Below are 20858 nucleotides of genomic sequence, written 5' to 3'. Positions count from 1 at the left end.
GAGGGCGGCGAGAGCTGGACTCTGGCGCGGGACGCCGCACCCGGCCCGTCGCCGGGCAGGGGGCAGCGCCACGGCGGCCGGGTCAGAGCTCTCGCTGAGCGCGTCATGCCCGTGGGGGTGGGGCACCGCGCCAAGCCGCCGCCCGGGACACTAACAGGAAGGAAAGTTTCCTACCAGTGCTTCGGCACGGCCGAGTACGCTTCTGTGCATGGACGAGCTGGAAGAGCCGAACGAGCCGGACGGAACCGGGTCGTACTGCCCCGCCCCCGCGGCCCCGGCCGGGCGGGTGCCGGGCCCGCCGTACGCGGACTGCCTGGAGTGCGGCAAGCCCACCGAGTACGGGGTCGCCACCCCGGGCGTGGTGCTCTGCCCGGTGTGCGAGTGGCAGGACGCGCAGCGCACCGCCTGCTCCGGCTGAGGCCGCCCCGTAGGCCGGGCTGCTACTTCCCGATCAGCTCGGAGACCTTCACGAACCGGTAGCCGCGCTTGCGCAGCTCCGGGACGATCTTCTGGATCGCCTCCTCGGTGACCGGGGCGGCGCTGCGCGTGCAGTGCATTACCACCACCGAGCCGGGCTTCACCCCGGCGAGCACCTGTTCGGCCACCGCGCCCGGGTCCTTCGCGAAGGCGTCCCCGCTGACCACGTCCCACTGGACGGCCGTGACCTTGGCCGTGGACAGGGCGCGCAGCGCCTCGTCGTCGTAGCAGCCGCCGGGGAAGCGGAAGTACGGGACGGTGTTGACCGCGCCCGCCTTGCGGAAGGCGTCGAAGGCACGGTCCACGTCCGCGCGGGCGGCGGCGCCGTCGAGCGCGGGCAGCCCGTAGCAGGGGGACGTGAAGGCGTGGTGGCTGTACGAGTGGTTCGCGATCTCGAAGTTCGGGTCGGTGCCGATGGACTTCGCCTGGTCCGGGTACTCCTCCGCCCAGCGGCCCGTCATGAAGATCGTCGAGGGCACCTGGAGCTTGCGCAGGGTCGAGATCAGTTGCGGGTTGTCGAAGTGCTCCCCGCCCGCGGCGCGCGGCCCCTGGTCGGAGGTCATGTCGGCGTCGAAGGTCAGCGCCACGGTCTTCTCGCTCTGCTGCTTCGCGCGCTCGAAGACCGGGGTCAGGCCGTTCGGCCCGGGCGTCAGGGTGGGGGCCTTGGCGGGTGCGCCTGCTTGCGGGGAGGCTGAGCCGGACGGGGATGCGGACGGGGATCCGGAGGGGGAGGCGGCGGCGGAGGCGGACGCCGCTGGGGTGCCCATACGGGCCCCGCGGTCGGCGTCCGGGGTGCCGGCGCCGCCTCCGCACCCCGCGAGGGCGGCACTGAGAGCGGCTACGGCTGCCACTTTGCGTACAGAAATGGTCACGTCCGCAAAATATATGACGTTCCGATAAGAAGGCTTCGCGACAGGCGGTCAAGCGGGTGGGCGGCCGTCCCCCGGACGCAGGCTGCCGCGGCCCTCTGTCACTGGCTCGGCCTATCGCGGGGGTCCGCCTCCGTGACCTGGGCCGGATCCTTTCGTTGGGGCGGCTGCGGCACCGGTGCGGTCGCCGTTCGGACGCGAAGAAAGGTGGCGCGATGAAGCGCGCTCTGCAGGCATTGCTGGTGGTGGTGTCGATTGCCGGTGCTTCGGCGTTCGGCCAGATCGCCAGGGCGGACGACAACGAGTCGATCCACAACGGAGACTTCGTCAACAACTCCCAGACGCACGAGCTCAATCACAGCTGCGGCCAGGTACTGAACGGCTTCTGCAACCAGACCAACGAGTTCCGGCCACGTGTCGACCTGAACATCCGCAGGCTGCTTCTCGGCGTCGGCGACGACGACGATGGCAGCTCGGGCAGCTCGGGCAGCTCGGGCTCTTCCGGCACGTCAGGCTCCTCGGGTGCCTCGGGCTCCTCAGGCTCCTCGGGTACCTCAGGCTCCTCAGGCTCCTCGGGTACCTCGGGTTCCTCCGGTACGTCGGGGAGCTCTGGCTCTTCCGGCGCCTCCTCCTCGGGTACCTCGGGTTCCTCCGGTACGTCGGGGAGCTCTGGCTCTTCCGGCGCCTCCTCCTCGGGTACCTCGGGTTCCTCCGGTTCCTCCGGTACGTCGGGGAGCTCTGGCTCCTCCGGCGCCTCCTCCTCCGGCTCCTCCGGCTCGTCCGGCACGCTCGGTCTTCCCGGTGGCGGAACGCTGCTCGGCGGCCTCGGCCTCGGCCGCTGACGCCGCACTAGGACTCGCGATCAGGCCCGGCGGAATCAGGAGCGCACAGCCATGACGGGCACTCAGGAACACCTTCCCCGGGTCTGGTCCCCACCGGCCCTCGCGGCGCTCGTCACGGGCGCCGCGATCCTGGCCGGTGCCGCCCTGTGGCACGGCGCGACGCTGTTCCTCTCCCTCGCGCCCCCCAACGGCATCTCACGGGAGTACGAAGAGCAGATCGATGGCCATGTCCGCCCGGAGTTCGGGCAGGACTGGAAGCTCTTCGCCCCCAACCCGGTGCAGAACAACGTGGCGATCGCCGCCCGGGTGCGGACCGGCCCGGGTGACGGCGGCCGCGTCGGACGGTGGACCGATCTGACCGCGCAGGACATCGAGGCCATCCGCGGCACTCCGGTCCCCAGCCACCTGCACCAGAACCTGCTGCGCCGGGCCTGGGACTTCTACACGGTGACCCATCGAGGCGACGGCGGAGCGGCCTCGGACGTGCGTGCGGGCCTGTCCGAGCAGTACCTCAAGCGCATCGTGCTCCAGCGCCTCGGTCCCGCCGCGGGCGGCGAGCAGCCCGTCGAGGTTCAGCTCAGGACCCGGGTGACGCCCGTGGAATCGCCCGACTGGGACATCAGCCCCCTCGACAGCAACCCCCGCGAACTGACGCTGCCCTGGTGGCCGGTCGCGATGAAGGACGGGGAGGACCTGTGACCCTCAACCGCAAACCGGGCGACATGATCGCGCGCATCCCGGCGCCCGCCCCGGCGCCGGACGCGCCCGCTGTCCGGGCGCCCGCCCGCCCTGAGGCCCTGCCGGTCGCCGTCGCCGAGGAGGACCCCGCCCCCCGGCCGTCCGTTGCCGAGCGGCTGACCGCGTTCGTCGAATCCACCGGCCGGACCCGGTTCCCCCACCAGGCGGCGATCGTCCGCATCGGCATCGCCTTCGTCTCCGCGTGCTTCCTCCTGCGCGAATGGCCGCACCGCCGGATCCTGTTCGGCGACCGCAACCCCTGGTCGCTGGACATGGCCGTCCGGGTGATCGGCGAGGACCAGGCCTTCACCGTGCTCACCTGGTGGACCGGCCGGTGGTGGTTCGAAACCGTCTACCACGGCACCCTGGCGGCCGCCCTGCTGCTGATGGTGGGCTGGCGCACCCGCGGCACCTCCGTGTTCTTCATGATCGGCGTGTTGTCGCTGGAGTTCCGTTCCCCCTTCCTCGGTGACGGGGGCGACAACGTCCTGCGGATCATGGCGATCTACCTGGTCTTCCTCCGCTGCGCCGAGGTCTGGTCACTTGACGCCCGCCGGCGCCGACTGCGGGAGACCGATGCGCGGGACAGGTCCGGGCTGCGCCTGTGGCAGGGGACGGGCGTGCTCCTCGGAGTGCTGTTCGGACTTCCCCAGTGGGGCTGGAGCGCGGTGCTGTGGGCTCTCTGGGCGGCCCACGGTCTTCGTCACGCGGCCGAGCTGTGGTTCCCGCGGCACGAGGCCCGCGCGGTGCTGGACCGCCTGACCGGGATGCTGCACAACTGCGCGATGGCCGTCGTGGCCCTGCAGGTCTGCTTCATCTACGCCACCGCCGGCTGGTACAAGATCCAGGGCTCGCGCTGGCAGGAGGGCAGCGCCCTGTACTACGCCCTGCACCTGGACGACTTCCGGCCCTGGCCGTGGCTGTCCGAGCTGCTCGCCTCCGGGATGGTCCCGCTCGTGGTCATGGCGTACGCCACGGTCGTCATCCAGGTGGCGTTCCCCTTCACGCTGGCCAACCGCAGGATCAAGAACGTCCTGCTCGCCGTGATGATGGCCGAGCACGCGGGAATCGCCGTGGCCCTCGGGCTCCCGTTCCTCTCCCTGGCCATGATCGTCTGTGACGCGCTCTTCCTGCCGACCGCCGTGCTGCTTGCCCTGGACGCCCGCGTCCGGAGCGCCGTGAACGCCCGGAAGTGACCGTCGGGGAGCGAGTGGATCTCAACCCGCCAGCAGGCGCCTACGGCAGTCCTCCACATCGAAGTCGGCCTTCGGGTACTGCGGGCCGATGGCCTCCAGGTGCTCCAGCAGCAGCCTGCTGATCGCCCAGTTGCGGTACCACTTGCGGTCCGCGGGGACGATGAACCAGGGCGCGGCCTCGGTGGAGCAGCGCTCCAGCGCCACCTCGTACGCCTCCTGGTACGCGGGCCACATGCCGCGCTCCTCGATGTCGCCCGGATTGAACTTCCAGTGCTTCTCGGGGTTGTCCAGCCGCTCCAGGAGCCGCTGGCGCTGCTCCTCGTAGCTGATGTGGAGGAAGACCTTCACCACGGTCACGCCCTCGTCCGCTAGGGACTCCTCGAACCGGTTGATCTGGGCGTACCGGCGGGCGAGCGCGCTGCGCGGCGCCAGCCCGCGGACGCGGCCGATGAGGACGTCCTCGTAGTGCGAGCGGTCGAAGATGCCGATCTCGCCCGGCTGGGGGAGGGCCTTCCTGATCCGCCACAGGAAGGGGTGCTTCAGCTCCTCGGGCGTGGGCGCCTTGAAGGCCTTGATGCGGCACCCGGAGGGATTGAACTGGCCGATCACGTGCTTGACCGTGCCGCCCTTGCCGCTGGTGTCCATGCCCTGCAGGACGAGCAGGAGGCGGCGGCGGTCACCGGCGGTGCTCGCCGCGTAGAGCCGTTCCTGGAGGGAGGCGAGCGGCTGCGCCATCCCGGCGGTGGCGATCCGCCCGGCGGCCTTGTCCGCGGGGCCCGCCGGGGTCGCCGCCGGGTCGAACCGCCCGAGGTCCGGTCGCTCCCCGGCCGGGACCCGCAACAGCTCGCGCAGCGCGGCGGCCTCCGGTGCGGCCTTGGCCCCGGCCTTCTTCGGGCCCGCGGCCCGGTCCGCCTTGGTGGGTCGTTTCGAGGTCTGCTTCTTGGCCACCGTCTCTGCCCCAATCCCGTCGTTTGCCCAGGATCCTTCCCCCGATCGAACGGGACCGCGAGGTCAGTGCCGGGGCCCGAGGTCAGTGCCAGGGCCCCGTCACCGCGAACGTCGTCCCCGGGGCGTACGCGTTGACGTACATCGTCCGCCCGTCCGGGGAGAAGGTGACCCCGGCGAACTCCCCGAACTCCGGCGCGCCCGGCTGCCCGATGTCCTGCGCGTTGCGGGCCATCGGATAGACCTCGCCGCCCACCGTCACGCCGAAGACGTACTGCGCCCCGCCGCCGTCCTCGCACACCATCAGGCCGCCGTCCGGGGCCAGGCAGATGTTGTCGGGGGAGTCCCCGGGCAGCCGCACGTCGGCGGCCGGGCCGAAGAGCACGTCGAGCCGCAGCCGCGCGCTGCGCGGGTCGTAGAACCACACCTGCCCGTGGTGGTCGGCGGCCGCGCCCTCACCGCGGCGGGCGAAGCTGGAGACGAAGTAGACGCCCCCGCCGGCACCGCCGCCCCAGTAGCAGCCCTCCAGCTTCTGCGCGTGGGTGATCCCGCCCGGCCCGAAGTCCTGGTGCCGGATCGGGGTCCCGGCCGCCGAGGGGTCGGGTACGGGGACCCACTCGGCCGGGAACCGGGCCCCCGGCTCGTCCACCACCGACAGGTCCGCCAGCCCGGGCACCCGCAGGGCCTCCAGCAGGCCCCCCGCCCGTAGCGAGCCGGGCCCCCCGAGCGGCCGCTGCGGCAGGAACCGGTAGAACAGCCCGAAGGGCCGGACGAAGGCGTCCTCCGTCTCGTAGACGACCCCGCGGTACGGGTCCACGGCCACCGCCTCGTGCGCGAAGCGGCCCATCGCCGTGAGCGGGACCGCGCCCGAGCGGTAGGGGTCGGCGGGGTCCACCTCGAAGACGTAGCCGTGGTCGCGGGTGTATCCCGAGGTGCCGGCCCGGTCCTCGGTCTCCTCGCAGCTCAGCCAGGTGTTCCAGGGGGTCCGGCCGCCCGCGCAGTTGACGGCGGTACCGGCGAGGGCGACCCGCTCGCCGGTGACCCGGCCCGCCGGGTCGAGGTCCAGGGCCGTGCAGCCGCCCAGGGCCTGGGGGTCGTACGTCAGTCCCCGGACGGCGGGCACCCGCAGCGCGGCGGTGGTGCGGTTCTCGTGGTTGCGGACCAGCCGCACGCGGCCGTCGCCGGCGTCGAAGGCGGCCATGCCGTCGCAGTTGGCGGGGACGGCGCCCTCGCCGGAGCGCAGCGGTTCTCCCGCCCGCGAGAGCACCCGGTACGAGAACCCGGCGGGCAGATCGAGCAGCCCGTGCGGATCGGGCAGCAGGGCCCCGTAGCCCCGTCTCGCCCGGGCGGCGCGGGAGTCGCCGGCGAAGAGGGCGCCGAGCGTCCCGCTGAAGGCGATCCCGCCGGCTGCGAGCAGGCTGCGTCGGGTGACGGACATCGGCAACTCCCCGCGACGGAACAGGAGATGTACGGGATGTACCGGCCCGTGGTACCACGGGGCGCGCTCCGGCGGGGCGTGCCCCGCCGGAGCCGCACGCGATCAGACGAGCTTGGCGCTCAGGGTGATCGTCGTGCCCGTCAGGGCCTGGCTGACCGGGCAGTTCTTCTTGGCGTCCTCGGCCGCGGCGACGAAGGCGTCGTTGTCGAGGCCGGGCACCTCGCCCTCGGTGGTGAGGTGGACGCCGGTGATGCCCTTGCCCGGCACGAAGGTGACGGCGGCCGAAGTGGTCAGCTTGGCCGGCGGGTTGCCCGCCTTCGCCAGTACGTTCGAGAAGGCCATGTTGAAGCAGCTGGAGTGCGCGGCGGCGATGAGCTCCTCCGGGCTGGTCCGCCCGTTCGCCGCCTCGTCGGTGCGCGCGGGCCAGGACACCGGGTACTCGCCCAGGCCGGACGAGTCGAGGGTGACGACGCCCTTGCCCGTGGGCAGGTCGCCTTCCCAGACGGCGTGTGCGTTGCGTGTGGCGGCCATGGTGGATCCCTTCGTAGAAGTGGGACGGCCGGACCCCCGCAGGGGCCCGGCGTCCCCAAACCTACTGGGACACCAGGGGCTTCGCGTCGCGTGCCAGTGCGGTGAGCCGCGAGATGGCGCGGAAGTACTTCTTGCGGTAGCCGCCGTTCAGCATTTCTTCGCTGAACAGCCGGTCGAAGGGGACCCCCGAGGCGAGCACCGGTACCTCGCGGTCGTACAGCCGGTCGGCCAGCACCACCAGCCGCAGCGCCGTCGACTGGTCCGGCACCGGGCCGACGTCGGTCAGGCAGACCGCCGAGATCCCGTCGGTCAGCGCTCCGTAGCGGCTCGGGTGCACCCGGGCCAGGTGTTCCAGCAGGCCCGGGAAGTCGTCCAGGCTCGCGCCCTCGGTCGCGTACGCGGCCTTGGCGACCTGCTCGTCCGAGAACGGCGCCGGAGCCTCCGGCAGGCCGCGGTGGCGGTAGTCCTGGCCGTCGATCCGCAGCGGCCGGAAGTGCGCCGACAGGCCCTGGATCTCCCGCAGGAAGTCGGCGGAGGCGAAGCGGCCCTCGCCGAGCTTGCCGGGCAGCGTGTTGGAGGTGGCGGCCAGCGCCACGCCCTGCTCGACGAGGCGGCTGAGCAGCGAGGACACCAGTACGGTGTCGCCCGGGTCGTCCAGCTCGAACTCGTCGATGCACAGCAGCCGGTGCCCGCCCAGGGTCGCCACGGTCTGCTGGAAGCCGAGCGCGCCGACCAGGTTGGTCAGCTCCACGAAGGTGCCGAAGGCCTTGAGCGCGGGCTCGGCCGGGGTGGCGTGCCACAGGGAGGCCAGCAGGTGGGTCTTGCCGACGCCGTAGCCGCCGTCGAGGTAGACCCCGCGCGGGGCGGTGGGGGCCGCCGGCTTCTTGGAGAACCAGCGCTTCTTGCCCGCGCCGCTCGCGTGCGCGCCGCCGAGCCCGGCGGCGAAGCCGCTGAGGACGGTGACGGCCTCGGTCTGGCTCGGCTGGGTGGGGTCCGGGTCGTACGTGTCGAAGCGCACCGAGTCGAATCGCGGCGGCGGCACCATCTCGGCCACCAGCCGTTCGGCGGGCACTCGCGGCTCGCGCGCGCACAGGGCCTGGGGGCCCGCGTCGTCGGCTATCGGAGGCCGCCCGGAGGTGTAACCAGAGGTGGAGAGTGATGTTGACACAGCTCTTAACTCTACGGGGCGTGGCACACTGCACCGATGCGACGCCTGTTCCCTGTGACCGATCAGACATCAGCTCCGTCCCAGGACCCGGCCGACCGGGAGTGGTCGCTGGACGAGCTCGCGGAGGCCTACGCCTACCCCCCGCTCGGGGCGGACAGACACTGGCTGCGGGCCAACATGGTGTCCACCCTGGACGGCGCCGCCCAGCACGAGGGCCGCTCGCAGCCCATCTCCGGCGAGACCGACATGCGGATCTTCGGCACCCTGCGGGCGCTGGCCGATGTGGTGGTCGTCGGCGCGGAAACGGTTCGCCAGGAGGGCTACCGCCCGGCCCGGGCCCGGGAGGCCTTCGCGGCCCGCCGCGCGGCCGCCGGACAGGGCCCGGCCCCGGCCATCGCCGTGGTCACCGCGAGCCTGGACCTGGACTTCTCCCTCCCCCTCTTCACATCCCCGCTGGTGCCGACCCTGGTGGTCACCGGGGCCGCCGCGCCCGCCGGGCGGGTGGCCGAGGCCGTCAAGGCCGGGGTCGAGGTCGTGGTGGCGGGCGAGGGCACGGCGGTGGATGCGGCCCGGGCCGTCCGGGAGCTCGCCGGGCGGGGGCTGCGCCGCCAGCTGACCGAGGGCGGGCCCCGCCTCCTGGGCCAGTTCGTGGCCGCCGACGCCCTGGACGAGCTGTGCCTGACGATCTCCCCGATGCTCACGGCGGGCGGCGCCCAGCGGATCGCCGGCGGCCCCTCCGTCACGGTTCCGCACCGGCTCGCGCCCGCCTGCGTACTGGAAGAGGCCGGGTTCCTCTTCACGAGCTACCGTCGGATCTGACAAGCGGGCGGAATTTCTCGTTCCGCTTAGCTTCCGCCGGGCACGAACCTGGGCACATATATCTGCGCAAGGTCCCGCGCCACAGCGGGGCAGGATGGTTTCCGCAGGGGGCCGGCCAGCCGGCCTCGGCCCATGAAGGAGAGGGCGTCCGTGTTCACGAGCGTATTGATGATCGAGCAGCCCCTGACCACGGTGGACGTGGACTTCGTCACCACCCTGCACGGGGACGACCAGGTCTCCTTCGTCGTCCTCATGCAACCCCGGGGCGACCAGGACCGACTGCTGCGCGCCATCGACGACGTAGCGCTCGGTGAGCTCCCCGAGGCCATCCGTGAGGGTGACGAGCCCGAGGGCGAGGCCGCCCGCGGCCCCGCGGCGCACGCCCTCGCGCACTCCCTGAACGCCCTGCGCCAGAAGGGTGCCAGCGCCACCGGACAGATCATCGAGCAGCACCCGCTCGACAAACTGAAGGCCGTCGTGGAGGAGACCGGTGCCGACGAGGTGATCGTTCTGACCGCCCCGCACTTCGTGGAGGAGTTCTTCCACCGGGACTGGGCCTCCCGGGCACGCCACAAGGTCGGCGTTCCCGTGCTCAAGCTCTTCGCCCACAACGAATAGGCTTGGGCCGTCAGAGCTCGAAAGCGCCACTGCACCACCATCGATCCTGGAGCGACCTGAATGAAGCCCGGCCTGCCGACCGCCATGGAACGGCCCCACTTCATCGGCATCGGCGGCGCCGGGATGTCCGGCATCGCGAAGATCCTGGCCCAGCGCGGAGCGCGGGTCGCCGGCAGCGACAGCCGCGGGGACTCCGAGACCGCCCAGGCGCTGCGCGCCCACGGCGCCACGGTCCACGGCGGGCACGCGGCCGGCAACCTCGCCGCCGACTCCACCTGCGTGGTCGTCTCCAGCGCCATCCGCGCCGACAACCCCGAGCTGGCCCGCGCGGCCGAGCTCGGCATCCCCGTGGTGCACCGCTCCGACGCCCTCGCCGCCCTGATGGACGGGCTGCGCCCGATCGCCGTCGCCGGTACGCACGGCAAGACCACCACCACCTCGATGCTGGCGGTGTCCCTCTCGGCCCTGGGCCTGGACCCCTCGTACGCCATCGGCGGCGACCTGGACGCCCCCGGCTCCAACGCCCACCACGGCGAGGGCGACATCTTCGTGGCCGAGGCGGACGAAAGCGACCGCACCTTCCACAAGTACACCCCGCAGGTCGCGATCATCCTCAACGCCGAGCTCGACCACCACGCGAACTACGCGTCGATCGAGGAGATCTACGAGTCCTTCGAGACCTTCGTCGGCAAGGTCGTGCCCGGCGGCACCCTGGTCGTCGCCCACGGCCAGGAGGGCGCCGCCGAGATCGCCCGCCGGGTCGCCGGCCGCGAGGGCCTGAACGTCGTCACGTACGGCGAGGAGCCCGAGGCCGACGTCCGGATCACCAAGATCACCGCGCGCGGTCTGACCAGCGAGGTCACCGTGGTCCTGGACGGCCGGATGCTCACCTTCACCGTCTCCGTGCCCGGCCGCCACTACGCGCACAACGCCGTCGCGGCCCTCGCCGCCGGTGTGGCCCTCGGCATCCCCGCGCACAACCTGGCCTCCGCGCTCGGCAAGTACACCGGCGTCAAGCGCCGCCTCCAGCTCAAGGGCGAGGCCGCCGGCGTCCAGGTCATCGACTCCTACGCGCACCACCCCACCGAGATGACCGCCGACCTGGAGGCCATCCGCGGAGCCGCCGGGGACTCCCGGATCCTGGTCGTCTTCCAGCCGCACCTCTTCTCCCGCACCCAGGAGCTGGGCAAGGAGATGGGCCAGGCGCTGGCCCTCGCCGACGCCTCCGTGGTCCTGGACATCTACCCGGCCCGCGAGGACCCGATCCCGGGCGTCACCAGCGAGCTCATCATCGCCGCCGCCCGCGCGGCCGGAGCCGACGTCACCGCCGAGCACTCCAAGGAAGCCGTCGCCGACGTGATCGCGGGAATGGCCAAGCCCGGCGATCTCGTTCTCACCATGGGCGCGGGCGACGTCACGGATCTGGGGCCTCAGATCCTCGCCCGCCTGTCGAACTGAGGGAGCGGGAACGTCATGGCGTACGAGGTCGAGAAGACGGACGAGCAGTGGCAGGCGGAGCTGACCCCGTCCGAGTACCAGGTGCTGCGCCTCGCCGGCACCGAACCCGCCTTCCGTGGTGAGTACACGGACACCAAGACGGAAGGGGTCTACTCCTGCCGGGGCTGCGGGGCCGAACTGTTCCGTTCCTCGGAGAAGTTCGAGTCGCACTGCGGCTGGCCGTCCTTCTTCGACCCGAAGGACACCGACGCGGTCGAACTGATCGCCGACACCTCCCACGGCATGATCCGTACCGAGGTCCGCTGCGCGACGTGCGGCTCCCACCTGGGCCACGTCTTCGAGGGCGAGGGCTACCCCACCCCCACGGACCAGCGGTACTGCATCAACTCGATCTCGCTGCGGCTGACCCCGGCCTCCGACGAGGGCTGATCCCGCGCGACCCCGGCGGGTCCCTCCGACCTCGTGCTTCGCGCGCGTGCCTCGTGCGCGCGCCTCGCGCTCGTCGGCCCGGAGGGCCCGCCCCGGTGTCGGGGACATCGCGGTTGGATTTCGATCAGGTCTCCCGCCGGTGAGGATCTGCCGCCAATAGCACGCTTTGATCGCGGAAGACACCTATCGGTTTCCTCGGCGTGGCTGGTTATGATCGGCCCCCCGCCATCCCCGCTCCCGAGGTCCGATGACTCCCATAGAACCCGAAGGCGTACGAGGGCAGTCGACGACCCGTCGGCGGCGCACCGTGCGCCTGCGCACCCTGCTCATCTGGCTGGCGGTGCTCCCCCTCGTGGCGATGGGCACCCAAGTGGCGGTGACCGCACAGCGATTGCTGGCGCAGTCGCAGCAGCTGAGAGCCGACGTGGTGGCGGCCGAGCGGATCGGCGCACCGCTCTACACGCTCATGGTCGACATGCAGGCCGAGCGGACGGCGACCGCCGCCCAGTGGGCGGGCACCGACGGGGCCGAGGGCGAACTGCGCACCCGGCGCGAGGCCACGGACCTGGCCGCCGCCGAGTTCCGCCGGCTGGCGGACGATCCCTCGAGGTCCTTCTCGGAAGTGACCCGGCAACTCGACAAACTGGCCGCGCACCGCCAGCGCGCGGACACCCGCAGCGGCGCCGCCGAGAGCACCCTGGCCTATTACTCCGAGGTGATCGGCAAGGTCATCCAGGTGTACCAGCAGGAGTTCAGCCACGCGGAGGACGCCGAACTCGCCCAGGCGAGCCGGCCCGTCGTGTCGATGCTCCAGGCCACCGAGATGGTGGCGCGCGAGGACACCGTCCTGGCCCTGGCCGGGCCGTCCAGGGAACTGAGCTTCGTCGGCTACGACCAGTTCGTCAGTGCCCTGGGGGCCCAGCGGTACCTGCACGAGGCGTTGATCGTGCCGCACCTGGTGGCGGGGGACCACCGGTTCTACGAGCGGGTCGTCGGCTCCGCGGACTGGCAGACGAAGACGCGCATCGAGAACGCGGTCCTCTCCGGGCACAAGGACACCGTCTCGGGCATCAGGCTGCCCGCCGACGTCGGCGGCTGGTCGTCCGCGCACGCCAACTTCTCCGTGCAGATCGCCACGCTCAACATCGACCTGGCGCGCTCGGTGCTCGCCCGCGGAGACGCCAAGGCCGCGGAGCTGGAGACCGAGGTCGCCTGGCTGATCGGCGGAAGCGGCGGCGGGCTGCTGCTCGTCGTGGTCGTCGTCGTGTTCACCACGCGATCGGTGCTCCGCCGCCTGCACGACCTGCACGAACGCACGGTGACCGTCGCCGAGGAGACCCTCCCCGACGTCGTCGCCCGGCTCCAGCGCGGGCAGTCCGTCGACGCCGAGGCCCTGCCGGCGGTGCGCGGGGACCGGGACGAGGTCGGCCGCATCAGCGACGCGTTCGCCCGGGCCGTGGCCGTATCCGTCGACGGGCACGCACAGCTCGCGGCCGAGCGCCACGGGTTCGGTCTGTTCGCCACGGGCATCGCCTCGCGCACCGGAAACCTGGTCAGCCGTCAGCTGAGCCTCACCGAGGACCTCCAGGACACCTTCGGCCACGACGAGGCGCTGCTCGCCCAGCTGATGCGGGCCGACCAGTTGACGGTGGGCATGCGGCGGCAGATCGAGAACCTCCTCATCCTGGCGGGCGGCGAGGTCCCCGACCCGCACACCGATCCCATGCGGGTCGCCGACCTGCTGCGCGAAGCCGCCGCGGAGGTCGAGGACTTCCGGCGCATCGAGCGGCAGGCCATGGACGAGATCAGCGTGGAACCGCGCGTGATCAGCCAGATCAGCCACCTGCTCGCGGAGCTGCTGGACAACGCCACCCGCTTCTCCCCGCCGCGGTCGAAGGTGGTCATCCGCGCCGAAGTGGTCGCGGACGGGCTGTCGGTCGAGATCGAGGACCGCGGACCGCGCGTGACCCCCGAGCGGTACGAGGAGATGAACGGGCGCCTGCACCAGGCCCCGCCGTACTCCGTCCTGGCGCAGAACGCGCACCGGCTCGGGCTCTTCGTGGTCGGTCACCTCGCCGACCAGCTCGGGGCGACGGTCACCCTGCGCCGCTCGGTGTACGGAGGGACCTCCGCGGTGGTGATCCTCCCCGGGGACCTGCTGGTGGCGACCGAAGGGGACGCACCGCGCGAGCCCGCGCCCGCCCCCGTGCCCGCACCCGCGCCCGCGGCAGCTCCCGTGGTGCCTGCGCCGTCCGCCGCCGCCCCGGAGCCGCACCCCTCCGGGGAACGGGCACCCGAGCTGGTCCTGCACACGGCCGCCGGGCTGCCGAGCCGCCGTACGAAGGCGCCCGCGTCCGTGTCCGCGCCTGTACCTGCGCCTGCGGCGGTGCCCGAGCCCGCGGTCCGGCCGGCCCTCCCCGAGCGCGTCCCGCAGACCCACATTGCCGAGCAACTACGTGCGCCCCGTGCGCCCGAAACACCCGTCCGGCCGGACGCGGAGACACCCGAAGAGGTGGCCGACGCCTGGGCGGACTACGAACACGGGACCCAGACAGTGGAAGAAGAGCTCCGACGGGATCAGCCATGACTACCTCATCGCAAGACATGATTTACAGCGTCCTGGACAACAACCTGAGCAGGATCGCCGGCATCCAGGGAGCCGTGCTCCTGTCCAACGACGGCATCAAGCTCAGCGCCTACCTGCTGGACCAGCCCCAGGCCGAGCGCATGGCGGCCGCGGCCTCCGGCATCGCGGCCACGATGAAGGCGATATCCCGGGAGGTCGACGGCGGCCGCGTCATCCGGCAACTGGTCGAGATGGACGACCGGTACCTCTGCATCGTCGGATGCGGTGAGGGCAGCACGCTCATCGTGGTGACCTCCCGCAAGGCGCGGCTCGGGGAGCTGGGCGGCGAGGCCGTACGGACCGCCCAGGCGCTCGGCGAGTGGCTGGGGACCCCCGAGCGCGCCCAGGTGCCGACCGCGTAATGCCGGAGGACGAGCAGCAGCCCGCGAGCGGCCGCCGGACGCGGCTGTACGCCCTGACCGATGGGCGTACGGCCGTTCCGCACACCGTCCTGACCATGGACACGACGATCACGGCGGCGGTGGCCGAGGACGCCGACGCCGGTCTGCCCACGGAGTGGCAGGAGATCCTCGCCATGTGCGCGCCGCCGGGCGGTCGGGCGGTCGCCGAGATAGCGGCGCGGATGCACATCCGTCTCACCCCGATGACGCTGCTCCTCGGCGAACTCGCCGACCGCGGGCTGGTCCACCACCGGCCGCCCCTGGAGGGCGCCGAGACCACCAACGTCCACCTGCTCATGAGAATCAGGGACAACCTTGCCCGGATATGACACGCCCGCCCCCCAGGAACCGGCCCCGGTCAAGATCCTCGTCGCCGGCGGGTTCGGAGTCGGCAAGACGACCCTGGTGGAGACGATCTCCGAGATCGAGCCGCTGCGCACGGAGGAGCGGCTGACGGCCGCGGGTGTCGGCGTCGACGACCTCGACGGCATCGAGTCCAAGACGGTCACCACCGTGGCGATGGACTTCGGCCGGATCACCCTCACCGACGCCGGAGTCGTCCTCTACCTGTTCGGCACGCCGGGCCAGGAACGCTTCTGGTTCATGTGGGACGACCTGCTGGCCGGGGCGCTCGGGGCGATCGTGCTGGTCGACACGCGACGCCTCGACCGCAGCTTCCCGGCCGTCGACTTCTTCGAGAGCCGCGGGCTGCCGTTCGTGGTCGCAGCGAACTGCTTCCACGGCGAACAGCCGTACACCGCGCAGGAGATCGGGGCGGCCCTGCACCTGCGCGACCCGAACACGCCCGTCCTCATACTCGACGCCCGCTCCCGTGCGGACGTCCGCGCGTCCCTCCTCTCGCTCCTCGACCTGCTCATCGTCAAGGCGCAGGCCCCGGTGGCCGTCAACGGCTGACCCCGGGGCCGGCTGCGGCCACCGACGCCAGGTAGTCCGCCAGGGTCCGGCCCGGGGCCCAGCCCCGCGACCGGGCCCGCGTCAGGTCCAGGACCACCGGGTGGGCCAGCTGGTCCACCGCGTAGCGGCTGAGAGCCGGTTCGCCCGTCGCCGCGGCCTCCGCGATCCGTGCCGCCGTACGGGCCAACGGCAGCGGGAGGTGGCGGATCCGGGCCCGGACGCCGTGGGCGCGCAGGACCGCGCGGACCGCGTCGTCGCGGGCGTACGGCTCGGCGTCGGCGATGTTGTACGCGCCCGGAGCCCAGGACGGGGCCGCGAGGCAGGCCCCGGCCAGGTTCTCCACCGCCGTCAGGCTCAGCCGGACGTCCGGGCCCGGCAGCAGCAGGGTCCCGGCCCGGACCCGGGAGAGCAGCCGGGGCAGCAGCTGGGTGTCACCGGGGCCGTAGACGGCCCGGGGCCGCAGCACCACCGCGCCGGCGGCCAGGGCCAGGGCCTCGCCCGCCGCCTTGGTCCGCCCGTAGGCGTTGAGGTGGCCTGCGCGGGGATGGTCCTCGCCCACCATGCTCCGGTCGAGGCGCGGGTCGTAGACGCTGGCGCTGCTCACCCAGACCACGGGCCGCCCGCCCGCCGCCCCGAGCAGCCGCCGCGTGCCGTCCACGTTGACCGCGCGCATCTGCGCCTGCGCCGGTGAGCCGGGCGCCGGATCGCCGACCGCCGCCGCGCAGTGCACGATCACGTCCGCGCCCGTGAGGTCCGGCTCCCCGTACGCGGCGTCCCAGAAGCGGTGTTCTCCCACCGGGCCCGGCCTGCGGCCCACGCAGAGCACCTCCGCCCCGCTCGCGGCGGCCGCCCGGGCCACGTGCCCGCCGCAGAAGCCGCTCGCCCCGGTCACCGCGACACGGGCCCTCACGCGCCGGCCCGCACGATCAGCGCACGCCAGCCGGGCAGCGCCGCCCCCCGGTCGACCAGGGCCCGCGTCACCACCGGCCGGTACGGGGCCAGCGCCGCCAGCACGTCCGCGAGCTGTACGCAGGCCAGCCGGGCTCCCGGGCACGCGTGCGGCCCGGCCCCGAACACCAGCCGGGCCACGGCCGGGCCGGCGGGCAGGGCGGCGTCCGGGTCGCGCCGGTGGGCCCCGGCCGCGTGCCGGGCGACCAGCAGCAGCCGGTCGCCGCGGCGCACCGGGCAGCCGCCGACCGAGCCGTCCGCCGCGGCCACCCGGGGCAGCAGCGGCGACGCCGCGGTGACCCGCAGCAGCTCCTCGGCCAGCGCCGGCCGCAACGCCCCGTCCGCCGCCTGCCCCCACAGCCCCGCGTCGGCGCACCAGGCCACGGCCCGGGGCAGCGCGGCGACGGTGGTGTTGACCGCGGCCACCGCCACCATCGCGCCCTGCGCCCCCTCGGCCGGGGCCAGGAGCCGCCGCAGCCGGTCGGCCGCCCGGGCCGCGGCGGCCTCGGCGCGCGGGCGGCGCGGCCCGGGCAGGTGACTTCGTACGGAGGCGGCCGCGGCCTCGGCGGCGGCGTGCGCCACGTCCCGCGGATCGGCTGCGGAGCCCAGCAGTTCGCACACCACCGACCCGGCGAGTTCCCGCGCCAGCTCGACGAGGTCCACCTCGCCGCCCCGTGCCAGCGGCGCGAGGCGGCGTACGAGCAACGGCTGCCACCGCGCCCGCAGCTCCTCCACTCCGGCCGCGCCGAGCCCGCCCGCGAGGTCCCGCCGGTCCGCCCGGTGCCCGCCGCCCTCCTGGTCGAACAGCACGCCCCCGCCGTCCCGCAGGGCGGCGCGGGCGGCGGCGCCCGTCGTACCGGCCGCCGTCCGGTCGAGCGGCAGCCGCGTCAGCGCCTCCCGGTAGGCCCCCGCCTCGTGCACCAGCAGGGTCCGGCCGAGCCGGCGCACGGGCCGCCCGCGGGTGACGGCGAGCAGGGCGAACAGCACGGGATGGCTGCGCAGATAGACCCGGCGGTCGCGGCGGCGGGCCCGAGCGTGGGACCCGGCGCTCATGCCGGCACCCCCAGGCGCCGCGCCGCCAGCGCGGCGGTCGCCGCCCGGTCCGGCTTGCGCGAGCGCCCCGACAGCGGAATCCGCGCGAGGAGCACCTCGTCCGGGCGGGCCGTGCCCATCCGCCCGACCGGCTCCGACAGGGCGGCGCGCAGGGCGAGTTCGTCCGCGCCGCGCTGCGGCTGTACGACGGCCACCAGCCGTTCGTCGCCGTCGCCCGCCGGGATCCCGACGAGCACGGCCAGTTCCACCCCGGGCACGTGCAGGGCGGGCTCGTACAGCCCCGGGTAGATGTTCTCGGCCCGGCGCAGCACCATGTCCTTGCACCTGCCCTCCAGGACGATGCGGCCCGCGCCGTCCAGCCGCGCCCGGTCGCCCGTACGCACCCACGCGTCGGGCTCCTCGCCCAGGTAGCGGTGGCGGGCCGCGGCCCCGGCGAGCAGCAGCTGGCCGTCCGCGTCGGCCTCGGCGAGCACACCAGGCAGCGGGGCGCCGACCAGGTCGCCCGGTCCGTCGAAGGCCGACTTCTCCCGCGCCTCGACCGCGGCGGCCGGGAACAGCTCGGTGAGCGCGTACACTCCCCACGCCTCGGCCGCGCCCGCGCTCCGTACGCGCTCCAGCAGCCCGGCGCCGGCCGGGGCCGAGCCCGTCCACACCCGGCCGTGGAACCGGGCACCCGCGCCCAGCGCGTCCCGCAGCCGGGGCGGGGTCAGATAGGTGTCCTGGGGCCGCAGCCGGTGCAACTGCCGGGCCAGTACCCGGGAGTTGCGGGCCGGGAGGGCGACGGGGGCGCCGCGCGTCAGGGAGGGGACGAGGACGAAGAAGGTGCCGCCGAGCACGGGCCGGTCCCCGCTCCCGTCGAAGAGGGAGGAGACCGTGGCCATCCCGGCGGACAGGCTCGCCCGGGTGTGCACGACGGCGCGCGGCCGCGAGGTGGTCCCGGAGGTGAACACGATCACCGCGTCGGCGTCGCCGTCCACCTCGGCGCGGACGGGCACGCCGAGCCGCGGCGCCGCCAGGTCCAGCGCCGGGGCGCAGCCCGGCAGCCGCGGCCCGACCGTGGCCACCGGACCCAGCTCGGCCAGGTCCGGCAGTGCGAGCCGGGCCCGGCGGGCCAGCGGCCGGGCCCAGCCCGCCACCGCCTGCGCGGCCGCGTCGGCCAGCACCAGCGAGGGCCGGGCCAGCGCGAGGCGGGCCCGCAGCACGTCGGGCCCCGCGCCGGGGTCCAGGACGGCCCCGCGCAGCCCGAGCCGCCACAGGGCGAGCAGCACGGCCAGCGCCCGGGGTCCGGGGCGCACGGCGACGCCGACGGTGCCCCCGGCGCGCAGCCCGCGGGCGTGCAGGGCGGCCGCGAACGCGTCGGCCAGCTCGGCGAGTTCGCCGCGGGTGGCGCGTACCCGGGGTGCTCCGGTACGGGTGGCGGTGAGGACGGCGGGCCGCTCGGGGCGGGCGCGCAGCGCGTGGTCGAGTCGGTCGAGCATCAGCGGGGGTCCGTTCCGTGGCGGCCGCTGCCCCGGTCGAGGTACCAGCGGGCGGTGCCGGCGAGTCCGTAGGCCCGCAGGCGCCGCGTGGAGTTCTCCACGACCATCGCCGGGCAGTGCGCGATCCGGTCGGTGTGCCGGCGTACGGCGTTGAGGAAGAGCCGGTCGGTCGGTGAGGGGCGCCGGGGCATGCCGCCGACGGCCAGGTACAGCTCGGCGGTGATGGCCATGTTGTTCCCGGCGTGCATGCGGTACGGGGCCCGGTAGCCGCCCCGCCGGGAGTGCGCGGGCCGCAGCCGCCCGAAGAGCGCGGCGAGCGCCACGAGCAGCCCGAAACCGGCCCGGCCGAGCGGGCCGTGCTCGTCGCGGCGGGCGACGATCCGCCCGCAGACCAGCCCGGGGCTGTGCGTGAGCGCGGCCCGCGCGGCGCCGGTCCAGCCGGGCCGGGGCAGGCAGTCCGCGTCGGTGCGGGCGAGCAGGGCCGCGCCCCGGCCGATCGCGTACCGGAAGCCGGTGTCCACGGCGGAGCCGACGCCCTTCTCCGGCTCCTCGATCACCTCCACCGGGAAGGGCGCGTCCGCCGCGAACTCGCGGGCGATCGCCCCGGTCCGGTCCGCCGAGGCGTTGTCGACGACCAACAGGGTGAAGTCCAGGTCCCGTTGGGCGGCGAGGGCCCGCAGGGTGTCCGCGAGCCGGGCCTCCTCCTCGTGCGCGGGCACCACCACCCACATCCGGCTCACGACTTCTCCCAGACCATCGTCATGATGCTGATGCCGCCGCCCAGGCCGACGAACAACACCCTTTCCCCCGGCGCCAGTTCCCCGAACACCCGGTCCAGCTGGACCCCGATGCTCGCGCTCGCGACATTGCCGAGCTCGGGCACGGTCACCACCAGCTTCCCGGCCGGCACCCCGGTCAGCTCCGCGAACCGCTCCAGGTACGGCACCGTCACCTGGTGCACCAGCACCTTGGCGAAGCCGTCCCAGTCCATTCCCGTGCGGTGCAGCGTCCGGTCGATGACGGCGGTGCCCACCTTCTCGAAGACGCCCCGCAGCTCGTGACCGTCGCCGCGGAAGTAGGTGTACGCGTCCCCGCGCGGGTGCCGGGACCCGCCGCCCGGGATGCCCCCGACCTCCCAGTGCTCCGAGTGGGTCTCGGCGTCCACGTCGAGGATCCCGCCGCGCTCCACGGCCTCCACGACGACGGCCGCCCCCGCGTCGCCGAAGGTGTAGCCGGCGAAGCCGCTGCGGAACTCCGCCGGGCCGGCGGGCGCGCGCCGCACCGCCCGGCTCGGGGTCTCACCGGTGACCACCAGGGCCCGCCGCGCCCGCCCGGCGAGGATCATGGAGCGGGCCAGGTCGATCCCGTTGACGAAGCTGTTGCAGGCGTTGGTGACGTCCAGGGCGTGGGCTCGCGAGCCCAGCTCCGCCTGCACGATGTGCGCGGTGGCGGGCTCGACCATGTCGCGGGAGGCGGAGGCGAAGATCAGCAGGTCGACGTCGAGCGGGCCGAGCCCGGCGGCGGCCAGGGCCCGGCGGGCGGCGCCCACGGCGAGCGTGGAGGCGTACACCCCCTCGGCGGCGACGCGGCGGGAGACGATCCCGGTCGCCTGCGTCAGCAGCCTCGGCGGCAGCGTCAGGCCACTGCCGCGCGCCACCTCCCGCTGAAGGGCGTCCGAGGACAGCGCGTCGTCGGGCAGCAGGCTGCCGACGGCGGTTATCCCGGCGCGCGGCCGTGGGTCACATGGCTGAAAGGACATGCCCACACGATGACAAGCCGCCATCTCCCGGGCATGAGTACGGATGCTCAGATGGCCGCCCGGGCCGGATGAGTACCCCGGTCGGTGCCCTGACCTCGAAGTGGAGTGATTCCAGGGGCTGTTGCGCGAAAGGCGGTTCGCCTACCGTCT

The 20858-nt window shown here is 73.7% G+C and carries 22 protein-coding genes; 11 read left to right on the top strand and 11 right to left on the bottom strand.

Translation table 11 applies throughout. The features are described 5' to 3' along the window. The first annotated feature begins 208 nt into the window (after nucleotides 1–208). Nucleotides 209–418 carry a hypothetical protein gene (locus ACZ45T_RS22370; RefSeq protein WP_468443925.1) on the top strand — a complete coding sequence of 70 codons (210 nt, stop codon included), beginning with the start codon at nucleotides 209–211 and terminating at the stop codon, nucleotides 416–418. 22 nt (nucleotides 419–440) lie between these two features. Here ACZ45T_RS22370 and ACZ45T_RS22365 read toward each other — a convergent pair whose 3' ends face one another. Together ACZ45T_RS22365 and ACZ45T_RS22360 are read right to left on the bottom strand one after the other, a co-directional pair. Beyond that, the gene (locus ACZ45T_RS22365) at nucleotides 441–1349 is read right to left on the bottom strand and encodes a polysaccharide deacetylase family protein (RefSeq protein ID WP_468443923.1); all 909 of its coding nucleotides are present in this window, start codon (nucleotides 1347–1349) and stop codon (nucleotides 441–443) included. Between the two features lie 352 nt (nucleotides 1350–1701). Beyond that, a complete protein-coding gene (locus ACZ45T_RS22360) occupies nucleotides 1702–2133 on the bottom strand; it encodes a hypothetical protein (protein ID WP_468443921.1) in 432 nt (143 codons plus the stop codon). 106 nt (nucleotides 2134–2239) lie between these two features. Between ACZ45T_RS22360 and ACZ45T_RS22355 the strand changes: the two genes are divergently transcribed. Together ACZ45T_RS22355 and ACZ45T_RS22350 are read left to right on the top strand one after the other, a co-directional pair. Next, the gene (locus tag ACZ45T_RS22355; RefSeq protein ID WP_468443919.1) at nucleotides 2240–2887 is read left to right on the top strand and encodes a DUF5819 family protein; all 648 of its coding nucleotides are present in this window, start codon (nucleotides 2240–2242) and stop codon (nucleotides 2885–2887) included. After that, the gene (locus tag ACZ45T_RS22350) at nucleotides 2884–4122 is read left to right on the top strand and encodes an HTTM domain-containing protein (protein WP_468443917.1); all 1239 of its coding nucleotides are present in this window, start codon (nucleotides 2884–2886) and stop codon (nucleotides 4120–4122) included. Before ACZ45T_RS22355 ends, ACZ45T_RS22350 begins: the two co-directional genes overlap by 4 nt. Nucleotides 4123–4143: 21 nt before the next feature. Here the strand turns inward: ACZ45T_RS22350 and ACZ45T_RS22345 are convergent, their stop codons facing one another. From ACZ45T_RS22345 to zapE, 4 genes are all read right to left on the bottom strand, one after another. Continuing rightward, entirely contained in the window at nucleotides 4144–5070 is a 927-nt protein-coding gene (locus ACZ45T_RS22345; protein WP_468443915.1) for a PPK2 family polyphosphate kinase, read from the bottom strand. Between the two features lie 82 nt (nucleotides 5071–5152). Beyond that, nucleotides 5153–6505 (bottom strand): alkaline phosphatase PhoX, encoded by a 1353-nt coding sequence (locus ACZ45T_RS22340; protein WP_468443913.1) that lies wholly within the window; start codon nucleotides 6503–6505, stop codon nucleotides 5153–5155. Between the two features lie 102 nt (nucleotides 6506–6607). Then, nucleotides 6608–7036 (bottom strand): OsmC family protein, encoded by a 429-nt coding sequence (locus ACZ45T_RS22335; protein WP_468443911.1) that lies wholly within the window; start codon nucleotides 7034–7036, stop codon nucleotides 6608–6610. Between the two features lie 61 nt (nucleotides 7037–7097). Further along, entirely contained in the window at nucleotides 7098–8156 is a 1059-nt protein-coding gene (gene zapE / locus ACZ45T_RS22330) for a cell division protein ZapE (RefSeq protein WP_468444162.1), read from the bottom strand. 84 nt (nucleotides 8157–8240) lie between these two features. Between zapE and ACZ45T_RS22325 the strand changes: the two genes are divergently transcribed. From ACZ45T_RS22325 to ACZ45T_RS22290, 8 genes are all read left to right on the top strand, one after another. Then, on the top strand, nucleotides 8241–9023 hold the full coding sequence (locus ACZ45T_RS22325; RefSeq protein ID WP_468443909.1) for a pyrimidine reductase family protein: 783 nt from the start codon (nucleotides 8241–8243) through the stop codon (nucleotides 9021–9023). 150 nt (nucleotides 9024–9173) lie between these two features. Beyond that, nucleotides 9174–9641 carry an indole-3-glycerol phosphate synthase gene (locus tag ACZ45T_RS22320; RefSeq protein WP_468443907.1) on the top strand — a complete coding sequence of 156 codons (468 nt, stop codon included), beginning with the start codon at nucleotides 9174–9176 and terminating at the stop codon, nucleotides 9639–9641. A 60-nt stretch (nucleotides 9642–9701) separates the two neighbouring features. Then, nucleotides 9702–11099 carry a UDP-N-acetylmuramate--L-alanine ligase gene (murC, locus tag ACZ45T_RS22315; protein ID WP_468443905.1) on the top strand — a complete coding sequence of 466 codons (1398 nt, stop codon included), beginning with the start codon at nucleotides 9702–9704 and terminating at the stop codon, nucleotides 11097–11099. A gap of 15 nt (nucleotides 11100–11114) precedes the next feature. Further along, nucleotides 11115–11528 carry a peptide-methionine (R)-S-oxide reductase MsrB gene (gene msrB, locus ACZ45T_RS22310; protein ID WP_468443903.1) on the top strand — a complete coding sequence of 138 codons (414 nt, stop codon included), beginning with the start codon at nucleotides 11115–11117 and terminating at the stop codon, nucleotides 11526–11528. Between the two features lie 247 nt (nucleotides 11529–11775). Continuing rightward, complete coding sequence (locus ACZ45T_RS22305; protein ID WP_468443901.1) at nucleotides 11776–14115, top strand: sensor histidine kinase; 2340 nt, start codon at nucleotides 11776–11778, stop codon at nucleotides 14113–14115. Further along, on the top strand, nucleotides 14112–14516 hold the full coding sequence (locus tag ACZ45T_RS22300; protein ID WP_468443899.1) for a roadblock/LC7 domain-containing protein: 405 nt from the start codon (nucleotides 14112–14114) through the stop codon (nucleotides 14514–14516). The genes ACZ45T_RS22305 and ACZ45T_RS22300 overlap by 4 nt, the downstream gene beginning before the upstream one ends. Further along, a complete protein-coding gene (locus ACZ45T_RS22295) occupies nucleotides 14516–14884 on the top strand; it encodes a DUF742 domain-containing protein (protein ID WP_468443897.1) in 369 nt (122 codons plus the stop codon). Before ACZ45T_RS22300 ends, ACZ45T_RS22295 begins: the two co-directional genes overlap by 1 nt. Continuing rightward, nucleotides 14871–15470, top strand: coding sequence for a GTP-binding protein (locus tag ACZ45T_RS22290; protein WP_468443895.1), 600 nt, complete (start codon nucleotides 14871–14873; stop codon nucleotides 15468–15470). The genes ACZ45T_RS22295 and ACZ45T_RS22290 overlap by 14 nt, the downstream gene beginning before the upstream one ends. Here the strand turns inward: ACZ45T_RS22290 and ACZ45T_RS22285 are convergent. From ACZ45T_RS22285 to ACZ45T_RS22265, 5 genes are read right to left on the bottom strand one after another with little or no spacing between them, the layout of a single operon-like run. Then, complete coding sequence (locus tag ACZ45T_RS22285) at nucleotides 15460–16362, bottom strand: NAD-dependent epimerase/dehydratase family protein (protein WP_468443893.1); 903 nt, start codon at nucleotides 16360–16362, stop codon at nucleotides 15460–15462. The two genes, ACZ45T_RS22290 and ACZ45T_RS22285, sit on opposite strands and share 11 nt — an antisense overlap. Nucleotides 16363–16376: 14 nt before the next feature. Next, on the bottom strand, nucleotides 16377–17471 hold the full coding sequence (locus ACZ45T_RS22280) for a cytochrome P450 (RefSeq protein WP_468443891.1): 1095 nt from the start codon (nucleotides 17469–17471) through the stop codon (nucleotides 16377–16379). Continuing rightward, entirely contained in the window at nucleotides 17468–18949 is a 1482-nt protein-coding gene (locus ACZ45T_RS22275; protein WP_468443889.1) for an AMP-binding protein, read from the bottom strand. The genes ACZ45T_RS22280 and ACZ45T_RS22275 overlap by 4 nt, the downstream gene beginning before the upstream one ends. Then, complete coding sequence (locus ACZ45T_RS22270) at nucleotides 18949–19680, bottom strand: glycosyltransferase family A protein (RefSeq protein WP_468444160.1); 732 nt, start codon at nucleotides 19678–19680, stop codon at nucleotides 18949–18951. The genes ACZ45T_RS22275 and ACZ45T_RS22270 overlap by 1 nt, the downstream gene beginning before the upstream one ends. 5 nt (nucleotides 19681–19685) lie before the next feature. Further along, complete coding sequence (locus tag ACZ45T_RS22265) at nucleotides 19686–20708, bottom strand: 3-oxoacyl-ACP synthase III family protein (RefSeq protein WP_468443887.1); 1023 nt, start codon at nucleotides 20706–20708, stop codon at nucleotides 19686–19688. Nucleotides 20709–20858: the final 150 nt, after the last annotated feature.

Source organism: Streptomyces sp. NPDC030995 (assembly GCF_055571215.1).
The sequence above is the reverse complement of the archived record's forward strand: the minus strand, read 5'-3'. Positions and strand labels throughout refer to the sequence as shown.